Source organism: Fodinibius sp. AD559, assembly GCF_052712805.1.
In genome coordinates this window covers 92867-107946 of record NZ_JBQPVW010000002.1, presented here as the reverse complement: position 1 = coordinate 107946, position 15080 = coordinate 92867, and the positions used below count along the sequence as shown (strand labels likewise).

Sequence of the window (15080 nt, the reverse complement as noted above, 5' to 3'; positions counted from 1 at the left end):
CAATATATCCCTACACCGATGGATAACATATCACTACAACAATTTTTCCCTGAGTGATTTTCTTACAACCTATTAACCATATTAAAAAAGGGATCAATTATGACTGCCATTAACAATATTTTATTCGCAACTGATTTTTCTGAGAATAGCTATAATGCCCGGGATTTTGCCCTGGAAACAGCTCTCAACAGCGGTGCAACTCTGCATATAATGCATTCAATTGAGGAACCTTATGATTTTGCGCCCATGATTGAAGAAGTAAAAAATAGTCTCAATGAGAGGGTAAAAAAGCTATTTGATACCATGATGGATGAGATCAAAGAAGATGAAAAGTATGAAGAGATTACAATAGAAACTTATATCCAAACGGGCCGGGCTATATATACTATTATGGAAGAGGTAAAAAACCAAGATATCGACCTGATAGTTATGGGAGCTAAGGGACGAACAGGATTGGGAAGATTTTTTTGGGGCAGTACCACGGCTGATGTTGTACAGCGCTCAAAAGTACCTGTATTAGCGGTACCCAAAGAATCTTCCTACGACGGCTTTCAAAAAGTTGTTTTTGCCACCGATTACAACGATGGCGATTTAGAAGCCCTGCAATTTGTAACTGGATTGGCTGAGCTGTACGATTCTAAAATCAATATTTTCCATTCATCTGGTAAAAAAGATCTCAAAGCCGAAATCATGTTCCGCGGATTCCAGGAAATGGTCACGGAACAAAACAGTTATCCTAACATTGAATTTGAAGCTGCTGAATCCGAATCCTTTTTTGAAGCAATCATCAATAAGATAGAAAATGATAATATTTCACTTCTTGTAATGGTGCATTACGACAAATCTTTTCCGCCGTTACCCAAACAAGAATCGAAGGAGATGAGCTATTATACAGAAGTACCGCTTCTGGTATTACCAGGCTCGGAATTTATCAATAGCGGTAATAGCTAATCATATTAGATAATATAAAAGAGATCCCTGATCCAACTGACTTTTCTGACCCTGCACAAAATGTCTTTACTTATGCAAGGAAATTGCTCAGAAAAATGACTCGAATTGGGTAGACATGCATTCTATAAATGCAACTAAATGTATATAAATCTGAGAAAATAAGGGAGGATTTAAATCTTCAGATGCCTCACTTATTCTTAATTTACAAAACCCAATTTCACTTAATCGAATATCCAAGTGCGAAAAACCCCTACATATATCAAAATAATTTCACTACAACATTAAAAATGTAATGTGCTTAAATAAGAGAAGATAATATCACAAAATAATTAAGCTATCATTATGGATTTTTCAATTGATCATATCTTCTATCCAACTGATTTCTCTAAGAACGCCGAGCGGGCATTACCTTTTGCTGCTGAAATTGCCAGGCAAACCGGTGCAAAACTCACAATGTTTCACGCAAATCAAGATACTATGGATTTTGCGCCCAGTTTTGAGGCAGCAAAAGAAGAAAACATTCAAGGCACATCTCACCTTTTTGATCAACTGATATCCAAGCTGAAAGAGGATGACAAGTACAAGAATTTAAATATATCGACCATCCTGCAATCCGGATTACCAACTACAAATCTGCTTGATCAAATAACGGCACAAAAACCTGACCTAATTGTGATGGGAACCAAAGGTGCCACAGGTAATCGCAATGTTTTATTGGGCAGCGTTACCACCAGTATCATCACTAAATCCGAGGTACCGGTACTGGCTATACCAAACGGTAGTTCTCTCGATCAATTCGACAAGATTACTTTTGCTACTGATTTTAAGGAGGGTGATCTTGGGGCCTTATTACAAACTGTTGATTTAGCAAAAATATTTGATTCTGCAATTGACGTGCTTCACGTTGACGAAGAACAAAGCATGGAAAGTGAAATCAAATTCAGAGGATTTCGGGATCTTGTTAAAAGTCAAACCGACTTCAACAAAATCGATTTCTACTCTATCCAAGAATATGATTTCTTTACGGGGGCCACTGATTATTTAGCCGACCATTCCACTTCATTATTAGTGATGGTCAGATATAAGAAAACATTTTGGAAAAAACTGGCAGAAAGAAATCATTCCAAAGAAATGGCTTTTTATTCCAAAATACCCTTAATGGTATTGAGTGGTGATAGAAACATTCAATAGTACTTTTTTACAAAGCCAACAACAGGAAAAAATAGATAAATCTTCCAATCAAATCCTCAAAAGTCAATTTTATCCATAACCTCGGAATTACAAATTAGACGAGGATTTTACTTAAAAGACGGTTAACATTACAATCAAAATAAAGATTGAGAATCATTCATATACCGAGCAAGAGTTTAAAAAAATATAGAACGATTGGAAGATGAAATATCTTAAAAAAGAGATTTGCCGGAAGAGAAATTTGTAGGAAAAATATAAAGAAATAGAAACGTATTATTTTAATTAAATTAAAATTCCTGACAGGTTGCGATATAAATTACTTTCGGCAACCTGTCAGGATACCTTTACAGTATGTTACAGCTCTTGGCTTGTAGGCCGGTATAGTATTTCGTTTACATCCATCTCCTCCGGCTGACTGATGGCAAAAGCAACCGTTCGCGCAAAGGAATCAGCAGGGATGGCATACTCATCATAGAAGTCTTCGATTTGCGGAGCGACATCAGGATCTCCAACACTGGAAGGCAGTTCGGTATCTACGGCACCCGGAGAGATAATAGTTGTTCGTAGATTATAGGGTTTAACCTCCTGGCGTAAGCCTTCTGAAATAGTTCGAACAGCATGTTTTGTTGCTGAATACACTACACTTCCAGGACCTACTTTATGGCCGGCAACAGAAGAAACGTTAATAATGTGTCCGCTCTTTTGCTCCTTCATATAAGGAAGGGCTGCTGCGATTCCATAAAGGACGCCTTTTATATTGACGTCAACCGTCTGATCCCACTCATCAATCCTAAGATTTTCAAGCGGTGTTTGTGGCATTACTCCGGCGTTATTAATCATAACGTCTAAGCGCCCGAATTCCTCTACGGCCTGGTCCACCAGATTTTTTACCTGATCACGTTCGGTGACGTCGGTGGTTGCTGCAATGGCTTTGCCACCATTATTATTTATTTCTTTTGCTAATGATTCTATTCGATTGGTCCGTCGCGCACCGAGCGCTACAGCAGCTCCCTGCTCTGAAAGATGACGAGCGGTAACTTCTCCAAATCCGCTGCTTGCTCCGGTAATGACGACGACTTTTCCTTCAATATTGTTGTTACTCATAATATTAGTTTGATTTTTGATTCTATTTAGAATTTCAAAAAGTACATTTATTAGTTGATGCTATTATATTCTTCATCTGCTACGGAATTCAACCATTCCGTTCCATCTTCATCAATGTTAGAACAATAGCGCATATTTTATTACGCTATTGTAAGGGAATCCCTGCCCGATCATAAAGTAATTAGCAATATTTAGGATTTTTTCATGGCTTAATCCATCAACTACGGTGTGAGCAATAATGCTATCAACAAGAGGTATTTCGAAACGTATCTTTGCTATTTGACGTTCGGCATTACACAATCATTTAAAGGATATTTAACACAACTTGTATTTATGAGCACACAAATGAAGGCATCTTATTTTGAAGAATTTGGAGAACTGGATCACATTAAAACCGGAACGATAAAGCGACCTGAGCCCGGGGAAGGCGAAGTCCTCGTCCGCGTGAAAGCAGCAGGGGTAAATCCTGTAGATGCCGCCGTAGCTCGGGGAATGCTCAATGAGGTTATCCCGGCAGAGTTTCCCGCTATTCCGGGCTGGGACATGGCGGGGGTAGTTAAAGAACGTGGTTATGCCGCCCGTCGATTTGAAAAGGGAGACGAAGTGTATGCTTATGCTCGTCGCCCCACCGTCCAGGACGGAACCTTTGCCGAGTACGTATCTATTCCTGAAAGTTATCTGGCTAAACGACCGCAACAGATTTCGATAGAGGCATCCGGTGGAATTCCTTTGGTAGGATTGACGGCATACCAGTCGCTATTTCAATTTGGGAATCTTAAAGAGGGTGATACGCTACTAATCCTGGGTGGTTCCGGTGGTGTTGGCACGATGGCTATACAGCTGGCTAAAACGATTGGGGCGAAAGTCATTGGCGTTGCGAGTGATAAAAATCAGGATTATATGAAAGAGCTCGGTGCCGATGAAACCATTGATTACAGCGTCAGTAATGTAGGTGAAGCGGTCAAAGAGGTGGCTCCCGATGGCGTAGATTTTATTTTCCACTGTTCGCGCGGTAATTCGTTGGAACAAAGTATTAACACCTTAAAAAGTGGCGGGCAGTTAATATCTATTACCAACAGTGATCCGGAAATACCGGACGATATTGAATTTCAGTACGTATTTGTTGAGCCCAATGCCAAGCAGCTAAAGCACATACAACAGCTGGCTGATGAGGGCAAAATAAAGGTTCCCGTTTCCAAAACCTTCGATTTAGATGAGGTGCCAACAGCAATGCAAGAGATTGAGTCGCTACATACCCGGGGAAAAACCGTTATTACTCCTTAAAAGAACTGAGCAAGGAATTTTGATTACATATAAATTATTACTCATTAAAAGTGTTATAAGTATTATGAAGCACAATTTACTGGAAAATGCGGGACTACTTGTTTCGGAACCATGACCTTCGGCGGTGAAGCATACTGGAAAGCCATCGATCAACAAGACCAAGCCGATAAACTTATCAAAAAAGCAGTTGGCTCGGGAATCCATTTTATTGATACCGCCAATATCTACTCCTTTTGGTCAATCAGAAGCAATTCTGGGGCAATAGCATTAAAATCTGGGTCTTATCGCGAAAAGCTTATTATCGCTACAAAAGTCCGTGGGACTTTGGGGGAGATCCTAACAATCAGCCGGAAGCAAAATACCACAAAATAAAGAAGGACTAACCAGCTATAACTGATTAGTTCTTCTTTTCTTTAAAGCTCCCCGGGTAGGATTCGAACCTACGACCCATCGGTTAACAGCCGATTGCTCTGCCGCTGAGCTACCGAGGAATATATCTCCTTTTGAAAATCTTTCAACCGTTTCAAAGAGAGCACAAATATAATAGATTAAGGTAACTCAAGTCAAGAATTTTTTTGGCTTTTTTCGTACTTAACTTTTTCGAGAATAAGTCCCTGTGCAGCAGCACCGTGACCGTTTTTTTGTTTGCTGGGTTTTTCAATCATATCTACAAAGTTTTCTACTTTTCGCTTTCCTTTCCCTACCTCAATCATTGTACCTACCAGTCTGCGAACCATGTGGCGGACAAAGCGGTTGGCTTCGATATGATAACAGAGCAGATACTCATCTTCAGCAAATGATGAATGCACCACGTTACAAACAGAATCCGGGTTTTCGTTATCCGGCTTTGTGAAACTGTCAAAGTTGTGCGTTCCCTTTATCTTTTGTGCGCAATGATGCATCGCATCCAGATCCAGATCATCGAGCACCATTTCGGAGAAGGATCGCAATAGTGGAGCCGGTCGGCGAATTATTTGATATCGATAGCGACGCGCCGTCGCATCAAATCGGGCATGGAAATCATCAGCCACTTCTTGCATATTCCAAACTGCAATATCGTGTGGTAGTACCCCCAAGAGTGCATACAGCACTTTATCCGGATCAAGCTCGTCGGAATGGTAAAAATGAGCGACTTGCTCCTCGGCATGCACCCCGCTGTCGGTACGCCCCTGCCCGATTACATCCACCGGCTGTGGCAAAATACGCGACAATCCAGATTCAATCTCCTCCTCAACAGTATTACTGTTTGGCTGTTTTTGCCAGCCGCTATACCGAGTACCCTCAAATTCTATCGAAATTTTATATTGCGGCATTAGCTAAAACCCCAGTTTTAGATTGACATCAAATCCTACTAAAAATTTCAAAAATGTTATTTAGAATTCCAGCTATTATCATAAATTTTCTGTGATAGCCGCAATACACGTCAACCATTGATGAAAGGAAACATCCCATATGCCGACGCATAGTTAAGCTTATTTTTGTCGTTCTCTATCCCAATGTCGGAAAATAGAAATGCTAAATCCAGCCATCAGTAAAAACGTACCCAACCACACGACAGATATAAACGGTTTTTCTTCGGCAACGAGTAGCACCCATTGCTCTTCGACCTGGGTATCAATACCCCGTATTTTAAGGTCAATACCGCCGTTTGAGGGATCTACACTCGTAAACTGTATGCTCGCATCATCATAACCGGGTATGGCAATAGGCGGAGCATAGGTCCAGTTTTCTCCCTCTTGCACGTAAATAGAAAACAACGGTCGGAGTGGTACCGACGAATCACTCCCACGCTGTGTTAACTCGAGATTGGCCCGGATAGCTACTATCGTACTGTCTTTCAACTGTTGATTATCCACTTCAACATAGTCGTTAAAAGTAAGATCAAATTCTCCCACTTTTATAGTTTCTCCACGGCCAATGCTTACTTCTTGCACCTGAATGGAATCTTCTTCTGTTGATGCATTGCCCCTTTTCTTTGCTGCAGCTTCTTTAGCCTCTTCATTTCGTCGTTCTACAAATGAACTTCCTGCAACGTATAAATATATATCACTCATTAATCCCGTACGTACATCGGGATCAACCGACCATTGAATATCAGATTGCGAAGACGATGACAACATCGGATATACCTGGGGGTTCAACACAAACTGTTCTCCTTCCCCATCGGCAGGTTCAAATTTAATGCGATACTCCTGTTGTCCCGGACGTTCCTGATTTTTAAGAGTATATCCCTCGTAGGTAACTTTATAACGGTCATCTATAACTTTTGGCTGATTGAGCTTCAGTTCCAGAAAGTCCACCTTCTGCGTCTTCTGAAATCCTTGCTCATCAGTTACCTCTCCTCGTTCAATGGCTGCATTATATTTTTTCACGGATTCGTCTAACAACATTTCGTTATAAGCAGATGAAGCCAATATCCCCAACAGAAGCACTCCAAAACCAATATGACTAAGTGTTCCGCCAATAAGTATCGGTTTTTGACGAACCAAGCGATACATAATCACGGAGTTACCAATTACAGCAAACCATGCCGCCAATAGATAAACCATATAATAGATATTGCGAACATCTCCTATTATGATTGTACCCAATGTTGCAACGCAAGTTACAGCAACCGGCCATAAAAGATCAGCGGCCAGTGATTCTGCATCTTGACGTTTCCAGAATAAATACTGCCCCAACACGGTCATGATAGCGGTAATGATAGCCAGCGGCATCGTCCATTCGTTGTAAAAGCTGACTTCGGGAGGCGTAGGATTTTCCACAAACAGGCGCCCGATAATCGGTGAACTCGTTCCCAGAATAATGACAAGCCCAATCAGAAAAAGCATCATGGCTCCGGCAAACGTCATAAACTCGCGGCTTAAAAATTTGGACTCTTTTTCTTGGGATGGCAATTCTTTATATCGATAGAAAAATAGACCCAACCCAATGATAGTAACAGCCGCCATGAATGCCACGAGCTGATTATATAGTCCAAGATCAACAAAGCTATGCACCGAAGAGTCGGACAGAATTCCCGAACGCGTCAAAAAGGTTTCGTACACAATAGCTACGTAGGCCAAAATCGCAAAAATGATGGAGGCCTTTTGCGAAGTCGAGCTCTTGCGCTGTATAATCATCGTATGAATACCTGCGGTACCCAACAGCCACGGTACAAACGAAGCATTTTCAACAGGATCCCAAGCCCAGTATCCGCCGAATGAAAGCGTGACATATGCCCAATATCCGCCCAAGAAAATAGCTGTTAACAGTGCTACATTGGCACCCAGTGTCCACGGCAGTGCGGGATCTACCCATTCATTGTATTTACGCTTCCACAAGGCAGCCATCGCAAAACAGTACGGCACCGTCATCATCGCAAATCCCACAAATAAGATGGGGGGATGAATCATCATCCAGGGACTTTTGAGCAGATCGTTCAACCCTTTACCGTCCTTCGGTACAAAATCGGGATTGGATTGCAAGAACGGAGCGTTGGGCATAGCCTCGGCCAACGAACGAAATGGGGAGGCGCCCAGCTGGAAATCGCCAACAGAAATACCAGATACCATCGACAGTAAGAAAATCTGTGTGAGGGTCAGGAAAAAGAGCACCGGCCCGCGATAAGGCTCACGAGTCCATTTCATCAGGCCCAGCCCTATCAGGATGGAGAACAAAATCCAGAGCATAAAACTACCTTCCTGACCACCCCAAAAGGCAGATATCAGGTATTTGAGCTGCAGGTCACTGCTGGTATAATTATAGACGTAATAAAAATTGAACTGGTGGGTAAGAATAACATAGAGCAGTAATCCCGATGCAATCAACAGGAAGAATCCCTGTAAGCCGAATAGCCAATTCGATATTTTAAAGTGCTTATAAGTATCGTTCTGGGCGTATATAAAATATCCAATAGCCGCCAGTATCGCACTCACAAATGCGGCGTTGATAAAAAGGTCTCCTAAAAATCCAATCATGAAATGTTAACTATTTTGAGGCCGTTGCTCTTTCAAATTCAGCTCCATCGGTATTGTTATATTTCGAGGGACATTTCATCAACATATCGTTGGCATAAAAAACACCGTTTTGCATCTCACCGATTACAACCAGCTGATCGGCCTCTTCGAAATTATTGGGTTTAGGCTTGGGATACACCACCCGATGAACATTGCCGGCCTTATCTTCCATATAAAAAGAGAACTGCTTGGTCTCCATAGAAAACCCATACTCTTGAGAGTCATCCCACTTGCCTACCACGTGGGCCCCTTCCATTCCGGCAGCCTGTTCAAAATTTACGTACGTGCTAATGCTGTTTCCAAAATTGTACATTAGCAGTGATGTAAATCCGACTATAGCAATTATTCCAATGATCAGTTTAGGTTTCATGAAGTTCCTTCTACGTTTGATTTTTCAATTTCTTCTTCCAGTTTACTCACTTTTTTATCTACCCTGATAATAAAAAACAGAAGCACAAACCAAATAATAAGACTAACGCCCAATACAATAAAAATAAGGTCGTACGAGGCCACCGTTTGAATTAACGGACTTGCCTCATCCAATCCGGAAGTACCATCCCACTTTTGGGAGTAACTCTCTGTCAATGTATCAACGGCAGCAACAGTATCTTCTTGTGCCTGAGTTGGTAAAAAATTCATGTTCGTTGTTGATCAGTTAAATACTTTACAGTTTTGTAGCGATTCAGAATATTGTTCAGCCAAACGGCCAACCCAATAAAACCAATTACCGCAGGATAGAAAATATATCGCAGCTCAGGGGCCGTAATCTCACTGAAAGCAGGATTCCCATCTGCGCCCGGATGCAGACTTGGCAACTGGCGCGGAATGATATACAGCAAAAATGGGATGGTAGTGGCAGCAAATACGTTAAATACCGCCGCGATCTTAGCTCTTTTTTCGGGATTGTCGAAAGCGGTGCGCAGCACAAAGTAAGCTACATAAATCATCATTCCCAATGCCGAAAGGTTCATCCGCGGTTCAGCAAATGTCCACCATGTTCCCCATGTAAAACGCGCCCAAATGGATCCGGTTAGCAATCCACAAATACCAAAAATGAGTCCTACCTGCGTTGCGGTTTCCGCTTTGTGATCAAACTTCATGATCGGGTTGTTCAAATACCGAATACTGTAATAGAGTCCCGCTGCAAAGCAGACCGACATGGTAAGCCACATGGGCACATGCAAAAACAGGTTGCGCGCCGATTCTTTAAGAATAGGGATGTCCGGAATGGGGATCAGAAAACCGACACTGATAACAACGGTCATCCAGACAGCGACAATATATTTCCAGGGTTTTAGTCTCATGAATAAAAAAAACTTGCCTCAATACGAGACGGATGATTATGAAAGCCTGATAATATACGAAATCTGTTTTGGAAAAATTAGTCTTTTCACCTTAGTCTTTCCAGAATTTTAACTAAGTTTACAACAGATCAATAAACTGGTATTAAGCTCAACTATTATGGCCGATCAAACTTCAGATAAAACCATCACACTGCAGCCCAGCTGGAAAAACCATTTACTCGGATATACCCTTTCGGTATTATTTATCCCCCTTTTTGGAGTTGGCCTACTGGGACTCTACTGGATTTACAAGAGACAAAAAAAATACAGCTATACTTTTAGCGACACGCAGATTTCGTCGCGCGATGACAAATACCAGCGTAATATTGATCTGATAAATATCGAAAGTGTTTCTGTACAACAGAGCTGGCTACAAAAGAAAGCTTCCATTGGAGATATTAAGCTTGAAACTACGGCTACCTCAATGACCCTTCGCGGCATAGCTGATCCGTTCGTTTTAAAGGATATGCTTGAAAAAGCAATATCTATCCAAAAGGAGCGCCAAAAGAAGAAAGAAAGTACGAAGCCGGAACAGCCTGATCGCGATCCTGGGACAATGGAACGTATGGATTACCTGACGGGACTGTGGCAACAGGGACTCGTGTCAGATAAGGATTTCAAAAAAGAGAAAAAACATTTTGAGTAGAAATTAAACTACATAAGGCCATAGTTTCATTCGTAAAATATTTGAAACCCAAGAATATATGTTCTTCCAATCTCCCTAAATTCCTATTCGCCAAGAGGGATTTCATTTATTTACTCTAAAAGCATTATAAAAGTTCCTCCTTCCCTGCCCCGAGCCATTCGGCGGGAAAAGGAGGACAGGAGGAATAACATTAATATCATGCAGGATAACCATTGCTTATAGTTGACTTGTACTGGTAACCTCATCTCTACCATAACCTATTCGTTACTCTCATTCCTATACTTTGCATTTTAATCCGGGTAGACACCTTCTTTTTACTTTCTTTTACGGCCTCACATTTAGCATTAGTAGTTTCTTTTTATAAATATTGATCGAAAATAAAATACAGGTACAAATAAAGCTATGTTCACACATCTATCTCGAACGCTGTTACTATTTCTATTCATCCTATCTTTTGCAACTGGAGCTTTTGCCCAACAAGCCAACTTTGAGGCAGCCGAGCAATTCACCGAAGATCGTATGGAAAAAATGACCGGTGATACCCAAGTAAATCCCCAGTGGATTGAGGATCAGGATCGCTTTTGGTATAGCTACGAAAATCCATCCGGTACACACTGGTATTTTGTAGATGCCGAAGAAGGAGAAAAACGTTCCCTTTTTGATCGTAAAAAAATGGCCGCACAACTGTCAGAAAACTTTAGCAAGACGTTCAATCACAAAAAACTGGAGCTCAACGAATTTGAATATAACGTGAAAAATGGCTTATTCACCTTTCACGTCGACAGCATTAACTTTAAATACAAGCTCGAAAATAACGAACTTATCAAGGGCGATTCGCTTAAAGAGGAATCCAATAAACGCTGGGCAACCTACTCTCCCGACAGCAGCTGGATTGCCTATGCAAAAAATCACGACCTCTATTTATTGAAAGCTGATGACCCCGACAGCACCGAATATCAGCTTACTGATGACGGCGAACGGTGGTACAGTTTTCAGGCCGAAGCCGGTGATACTACCAGTAACAAGAAATTACGATCGGTGGCTGAATGGTTCGAAGATTCCAATAAGCTTTACGCCAAACGTACTGACCAAAGAGATGTTGAGGAACTTTGGGTTATTAACTCTCTAAAAGAACGTCCGGAGCTCGAAACCTATAAATATCCCATGCCCGGTGAAGAAAACGTACCTCAAGACGAAATATGGACATTTAAAGCAGATACGCTCAGTAAAACCAATGGAGTTAAACTTAATACTGATCGAAAGGATTGGAAAGACGAAGCCATTGGCGGTGCTTTTTTTAACAACGGAGGTATCTACACCGGAACAGGCTCTGACTATTTATATATGTTGCGTCGAAATCGCGAATGGAATAAGATCGACGTTTTAAAATCAAATACTAATACCGGCGAAACTGAAGTCCTCTTTAGCGAAGAAAGTAATCCCTATTTTAATGTAATGCTGGCTAACCTGGCCATTATTAATGAGGGCGAAGAATACATATGGTGGTCGGAACGTACCGGTTGGGGACAGTTTTATCGCTATGATAAAAATGGGAATCTCAAAAACAAGATTACCGACGGATATTTTGTTGCCGGTGATATTGCAAAAATCGATACTACCGAGCAGACCCTCTATTTCGAAGGCTACGGCCGTGAAGCCGATATGAATCCTTACTATTCACAGCTTTACAAAGTCAATTTTGATGGCTCTGACATGGAGCGACTCACGCCCGAAAATGCAACCCATGAAATTAGTTCCTCTGACAACGGCAATTACTTTGTCGATAATTATTCACGCGTTGATCTGCCAACACAATCTGTTGTTCGAAATGGAGATGGAGACATCATAACTCAACTTGAACAAACGGATGTAAGCAGGCTGCGTGAAGCCGGATGGCAAGCTCCGGAAAAATTTAAAGTTAAAGCAGGCGATGATGCTACCGATATTTACGGCGTCATGTGGAAACCATTCGACTTCGACTCCACCAAAAGCTATCCAATCATCACCTATGTTTATCCCGGTCCCCAAGTCGAACCCTTTCCTATTGGCTTTAGCCACGTCGATGAAACGGCCCTGGCGCAGCTTGGGTTTGTGGTCGTAGCTATGGGACAACGCGGCGGAAGCCCTATCCGAAGTAAGTATTACCATAATTATGGATACGGTGATTTACGTGATTATCCACTCAAGGACAACAAATATGGATTAGAGCAACTGGCGGCCCGTCACTCTTTTATCGACTTAGACAAAGTAGGCATATACGGACATTCCGGCGGTGGCTTTATGAGTACAGCGGCACTGTTTACGTATCCTGATTTTTATGACGTCGCCGTATCTTCGGCCGGGAATCATGATAACAATATCTATAATATATGGTGGAGCGAAATCCATCACGGCGTTAAGGGTGTGGAAAAAGAAGTAGAGGCCGACAGCACCTCATCCGATTCAGTTAAAACGGAAACTGACTTCCAGTCGGAAATTGAAACAAATATTGATCTTGCACAAAATCTTGAAGGACATCTTTTGTTGGTCCACGGTACCATCGACAACAATGTGCACCCGGCTAATACCATCCGATTGGCCAATGCATTAATTAAAAATGGCAAAAAGTTCGACTTTATGATGCTGCCCGGTCAGCGACATGGTTTTAGGGATTACTCCCCCTATTTCGAACGCCTCCGCTGGCGCTATTTCGCCGAACATCTGTTAGGTGTTTATCGCCCCAATAAAATTGATTACAATATTCCCGAAGATTAAAAGAGTCCCCCAATCTTTCTACAAACCCCTCCAAGATGCGTGAAATCTTGGAGGGGTTTATTATTATATATCCTAATTCGTGTAGATATTTCGTTCGTTACTATTTATCTCTTCTCCAATGTATGGTCTACTTATGTCAGATAATACCAACGACTTTCTGGAGAATACGTTTCTAACGGAATGTTTTGGATGCTCTTTAAATTTTAGTTAGCGTATCAATAAGCTGAAACAAACTATTTATTAAAATAAAATTAGGGTAACTCATGCATAAATTAGCTCATATTGGAATTATTTTAGGGATAAGTTTAGCGCTGATGTCCTGTACCGCAGAGCCCAACACTTCGGGCAGTCAGCCTGAACTTGCTTTTGATGATAATAACGGGGGGTTGGAGCTGCCCGACGGCTTCCAGGCCGTTGTTGTCGCTGAAGATGTTGGACCAGCTCGTCATATTACCGTTCGTGATAACGGTGATATTTACGTGGCGCTGAGTAAAAAACAACAAGAAGGTGGCATCGCGGCTCTGCGTGATACCAGCGGAGATGGGATAGCCGATCAAACTGAATATTTCGGGGAATATACAGGTACCGGCGTAGATATTCGCGACGGCTATCTCTATCGAAGCTCTGATCTGGAAGTTTTCAGATATCCCCTTCCCAATGAAGGGCTCGTTCCCGATGAAAAACCCGAAACCATTGTAACAAGCCTGCCAGAGCAGAATCAACACGCCGCCAAGTCATTTACATTTGACCAAGCGGGGAATATTTATGTAAACATCGGAGGCCCTTCTAATGCCTGTCAAGAAGAAATGCGAACCCCCGGATCACCAGGACAGGATCCCTGTCCACAGCTGGAACGGCATGGAGGAATCTGGCAATTTTCAGCAGATGAATCCGGCCAGAATCAACGACAAGATGGTCATCGTTATGCAACAGGTATCCGCAATGCTGTGGCACTCGACTGGAATAACTCAGTGGAGAAACTCTATGCTGTTCAACACGGACGTGACCAACTAAATGCACTTTGGCCAGATCTTTTTGATGAAGAAGAAAACGCCCAACTTCCTGCTGAAGAGTTCTTTGCTATCGAAGATGGTGATAATTTCGGATGGCCTTATTCCTATTATGATCATTTTCAGGAAAAACGGGTTTTAGCTCCGGAATACGGCGGCGACGGTGAAGAAACAGGGCGAGCCGAAGATTTTGAAGAACCGATTTACGCTTTTTCTGCTCACTGGGCCCCTAACGACTTACTCTTCTATAACGGAGACCAATTTCCGGAAAAATACCGCAGCGGGGCTTTTATTGCCTTTCACGGGTCTTGGAATAGAGCTCCCAAAATGCAGGAAGGATACAGAGTTTCTTTTCTTCCTTTTGATGGAGAAAAACCAGCCGGTGAGCATGAGACATTTGCCAGTGGCTTTGCAGGAACCCAAGAAATAGAATCCCCAAATGATGCCGATCACCGACCAATGGGATTAGCAATAGGACCGGACGGATCCCTTTATATTTCTGATTCGGTCGAAGGAAAAGTATGGCGCATCGTCTATACCGGGAACTAATATTTACTTATTAATTTAATCAATTATCAAACCCTCAGGTTCTGCAAAATCCTGAGGGTTTGTTTTTTTAAACACTTACACTTGTAAGAATTGCAAGCAGAGGATAAAGAAATTCAAACCTAACATCTGCAGCTCATAATTTATAACTAAACTGTACACCTCTCTCCCTTCGAGGGGAAAACAATAGCCTGCCAGCTTCACGGTTTTAGTTAAGATCTTAGGTTCTGTACAAAGTAAAGGGGACGATGAT

The 15080-nt window shown here is 41.9% G+C and carries 13 protein-coding genes and 1 tRNA gene; 7 read left to right on the top strand and 7 right to left on the bottom strand.

The genetic code is table 11. The features are described 5' to 3' along the window. Positions 1–99: 99 nt before the first annotated feature. Positions 100–951 carry a universal stress protein gene (locus tag ACQ4LT_RS03595; protein ID WP_445664650.1) on the top strand — a complete coding sequence of 284 codons (852 nt, stop codon included), beginning with the start codon at positions 100–102 and terminating at the stop codon, positions 949–951. Between the two features lie 342 nt (positions 952–1293). Then, the gene (locus tag ACQ4LT_RS03590; RefSeq protein WP_445664649.1) at positions 1294–2142 is read left to right on the top strand and encodes a universal stress protein; all 849 of its coding nucleotides are present in this window, start codon (positions 1294–1296) and stop codon (positions 2140–2142) included. Positions 2143–2496: 354 nt separating this feature from the next. Here the strand turns inward: ACQ4LT_RS03590 and ACQ4LT_RS03585 are convergent, their stop codons facing one another. Next, entirely contained in the window at positions 2497–3246 is a 750-nt protein-coding gene (locus tag ACQ4LT_RS03585) for an SDR family oxidoreductase (protein ID WP_445664648.1), read from the bottom strand. 333 nt (positions 3247–3579) lie between these two features. Between ACQ4LT_RS03585 and ACQ4LT_RS03580 the strand changes: the two genes are divergently transcribed. Next, positions 3580–4530, top strand: coding sequence for an NADP-dependent oxidoreductase (locus tag ACQ4LT_RS03580; protein ID WP_445664647.1), 951 nt, complete (start codon positions 3580–3582; stop codon positions 4528–4530). A gap of 111 nt (positions 4531–4641) precedes the next feature. Then, positions 4642–4902 carry an aldo/keto reductase gene (locus tag ACQ4LT_RS03575; RefSeq protein WP_445664646.1) on the top strand — a complete coding sequence of 87 codons (261 nt, stop codon included), beginning with the start codon at positions 4642–4644 and terminating at the stop codon, positions 4900–4902. Positions 4903–4949: 47 nt separating this feature from the next. On the opposite strand, the gene ACQ4LT_RS03570 is transcribed toward ACQ4LT_RS03575, so the two are convergent. The 6 genes from ACQ4LT_RS03570 to ccsA all read right to left on the bottom strand — a co-directional run bounded on the left by ACQ4LT_RS03570 (position 4950) and on the right by ccsA (position 9832). Continuing rightward, positions 4950–5021, bottom strand: a tRNA-Asn gene (locus tag ACQ4LT_RS03570). Positions 5022–5093: 72 nt separating this feature from the next. After that, positions 5094–5843 (bottom strand): tRNA pseudouridine(38-40) synthase TruA, encoded by a 750-nt coding sequence (gene truA / locus ACQ4LT_RS03565; protein ID WP_445664645.1) that lies wholly within the window; start codon positions 5841–5843, stop codon positions 5094–5096. Positions 5844–6002: 159 nt separating this feature from the next. Beyond that, positions 6003–8489, bottom strand: a complete 2487-nt coding sequence (locus tag ACQ4LT_RS03560; RefSeq protein WP_445664644.1) for a heme lyase CcmF/NrfE family subunit — start codon at positions 8487–8489, stop codon at positions 6003–6005. A 10-nt stretch (positions 8490–8499) separates the two neighbouring features. Further along, on the bottom strand, positions 8500–8898 hold the full coding sequence (locus tag ACQ4LT_RS03555; RefSeq protein WP_445664643.1) for a cytochrome c maturation protein CcmE domain-containing protein: 399 nt from the start codon (positions 8896–8898) through the stop codon (positions 8500–8502). Then, positions 8895–9167, bottom strand: a complete 273-nt coding sequence (locus tag ACQ4LT_RS03550) for a CcmD family protein (protein WP_445664642.1) — start codon at positions 9165–9167, stop codon at positions 8895–8897. Before ACQ4LT_RS03550 ends, ACQ4LT_RS03555 begins: the two co-directional genes overlap by 4 nt. Continuing rightward, the gene (gene ccsA / locus ACQ4LT_RS03545; RefSeq protein WP_445664641.1) at positions 9164–9832 is read right to left on the bottom strand and encodes a cytochrome c biogenesis protein CcsA; all 669 of its coding nucleotides are present in this window, start codon (positions 9830–9832) and stop codon (positions 9164–9166) included. The genes ACQ4LT_RS03550 and ccsA overlap by 4 nt, the downstream gene beginning before the upstream one ends. A 157-nt stretch (positions 9833–9989) precedes the next feature. Here ccsA and ACQ4LT_RS03540 point away from each other — a divergent pair, with 157 nt between their 5' ends. The 3 genes from ACQ4LT_RS03540 (at position 9990) to ACQ4LT_RS03530 (ending at position 14830) form a co-directional block, all read left to right on the top strand. Next, positions 9990–10517: a hypothetical protein gene (locus ACQ4LT_RS03540; protein WP_445664640.1), complete on the top strand. Its 528-nt coding sequence runs from the start codon at positions 9990–9992 to the stop codon at positions 10515–10517. 402 nt (positions 10518–10919) lie between these two features. After that, positions 10920–13271, top strand: a complete 2352-nt coding sequence (locus ACQ4LT_RS03535; protein ID WP_445664639.1) for a DPP IV N-terminal domain-containing protein — start codon at positions 10920–10922, stop codon at positions 13269–13271. A gap of 263 nt (positions 13272–13534) precedes the next feature. Continuing rightward, on the top strand, positions 13535–14830 hold the full coding sequence (locus tag ACQ4LT_RS03530) for a PQQ-dependent sugar dehydrogenase (RefSeq protein ID WP_445664638.1): 1296 nt from the start codon (positions 13535–13537) through the stop codon (positions 14828–14830). The last annotated feature ends 250 nt before the right edge of the window (positions 14831–15080 follow it).

Coding starts and splice junctions, on each gene's coding strand:
- ACQ4LT_RS03575 (WP_445664646.1), top strand. CDS start 4,642: ATGACCTTCGGCGGTGAAGCATACTGGAAAGCCATCGATCAACAAGAC.
- ccsA (WP_445664641.1), bottom strand. CDS start 9,832: ATGAGACTAAAACCCTGGAAATATATTGTCGCTGTCTGGATGACCGTT.
- ACQ4LT_RS03530 (WP_445664638.1), top strand. CDS start 13,535: ATGCATAAATTAGCTCATATTGGAATTATTTTAGGGATAAGTTTAGCG.
- ACQ4LT_RS03595 (WP_445664650.1), top strand. CDS start 100: ATGACTGCCATTAACAATATTTTATTCGCAACTGATTTTTCTGAGAAT.
- ACQ4LT_RS03590 (WP_445664649.1), top strand. CDS start 1,294: ATGGATTTTTCAATTGATCATATCTTCTATCCAACTGATTTCTCTAAG.
- ACQ4LT_RS03555 (WP_445664643.1), bottom strand. CDS start 8,898: ATGAAACCTAAACTGATCATTGGAATAATTGCTATAGTCGGATTTACA.
- ACQ4LT_RS03550 (WP_445664642.1), bottom strand. CDS start 9,167: ATGAATTTTTTACCAACTCAGGCACAAGAAGATACTGTTGCTGCCGTT.
- truA (WP_445664645.1), bottom strand. CDS start 5,843: ATGCCGCAATATAAAATTTCGATAGAATTTGAGGGTACTCGGTATAGC.
- ACQ4LT_RS03560 (WP_445664644.1), bottom strand. CDS start 8,489: ATGATTGGATTTTTAGGAGACCTTTTTATCAACGCCGCATTTGTGAGT.
- ACQ4LT_RS03540 (WP_445664640.1), top strand. CDS start 9,990: ATGGCCGATCAAACTTCAGATAAAACCATCACACTGCAGCCCAGCTGG.
- ACQ4LT_RS03580 (WP_445664647.1), top strand. CDS start 3,580: ATGAGCACACAAATGAAGGCATCTTATTTTGAAGAATTTGGAGAACTG.
- ACQ4LT_RS03585 (WP_445664648.1), bottom strand. CDS start 3,246: ATGAGTAACAACAATATTGAAGGAAAAGTCGTCGTCATTACCGGAGCA.
- ACQ4LT_RS03535 (WP_445664639.1), top strand. CDS start 10,920: ATGTTCACACATCTATCTCGAACGCTGTTACTATTTCTATTCATCCTA.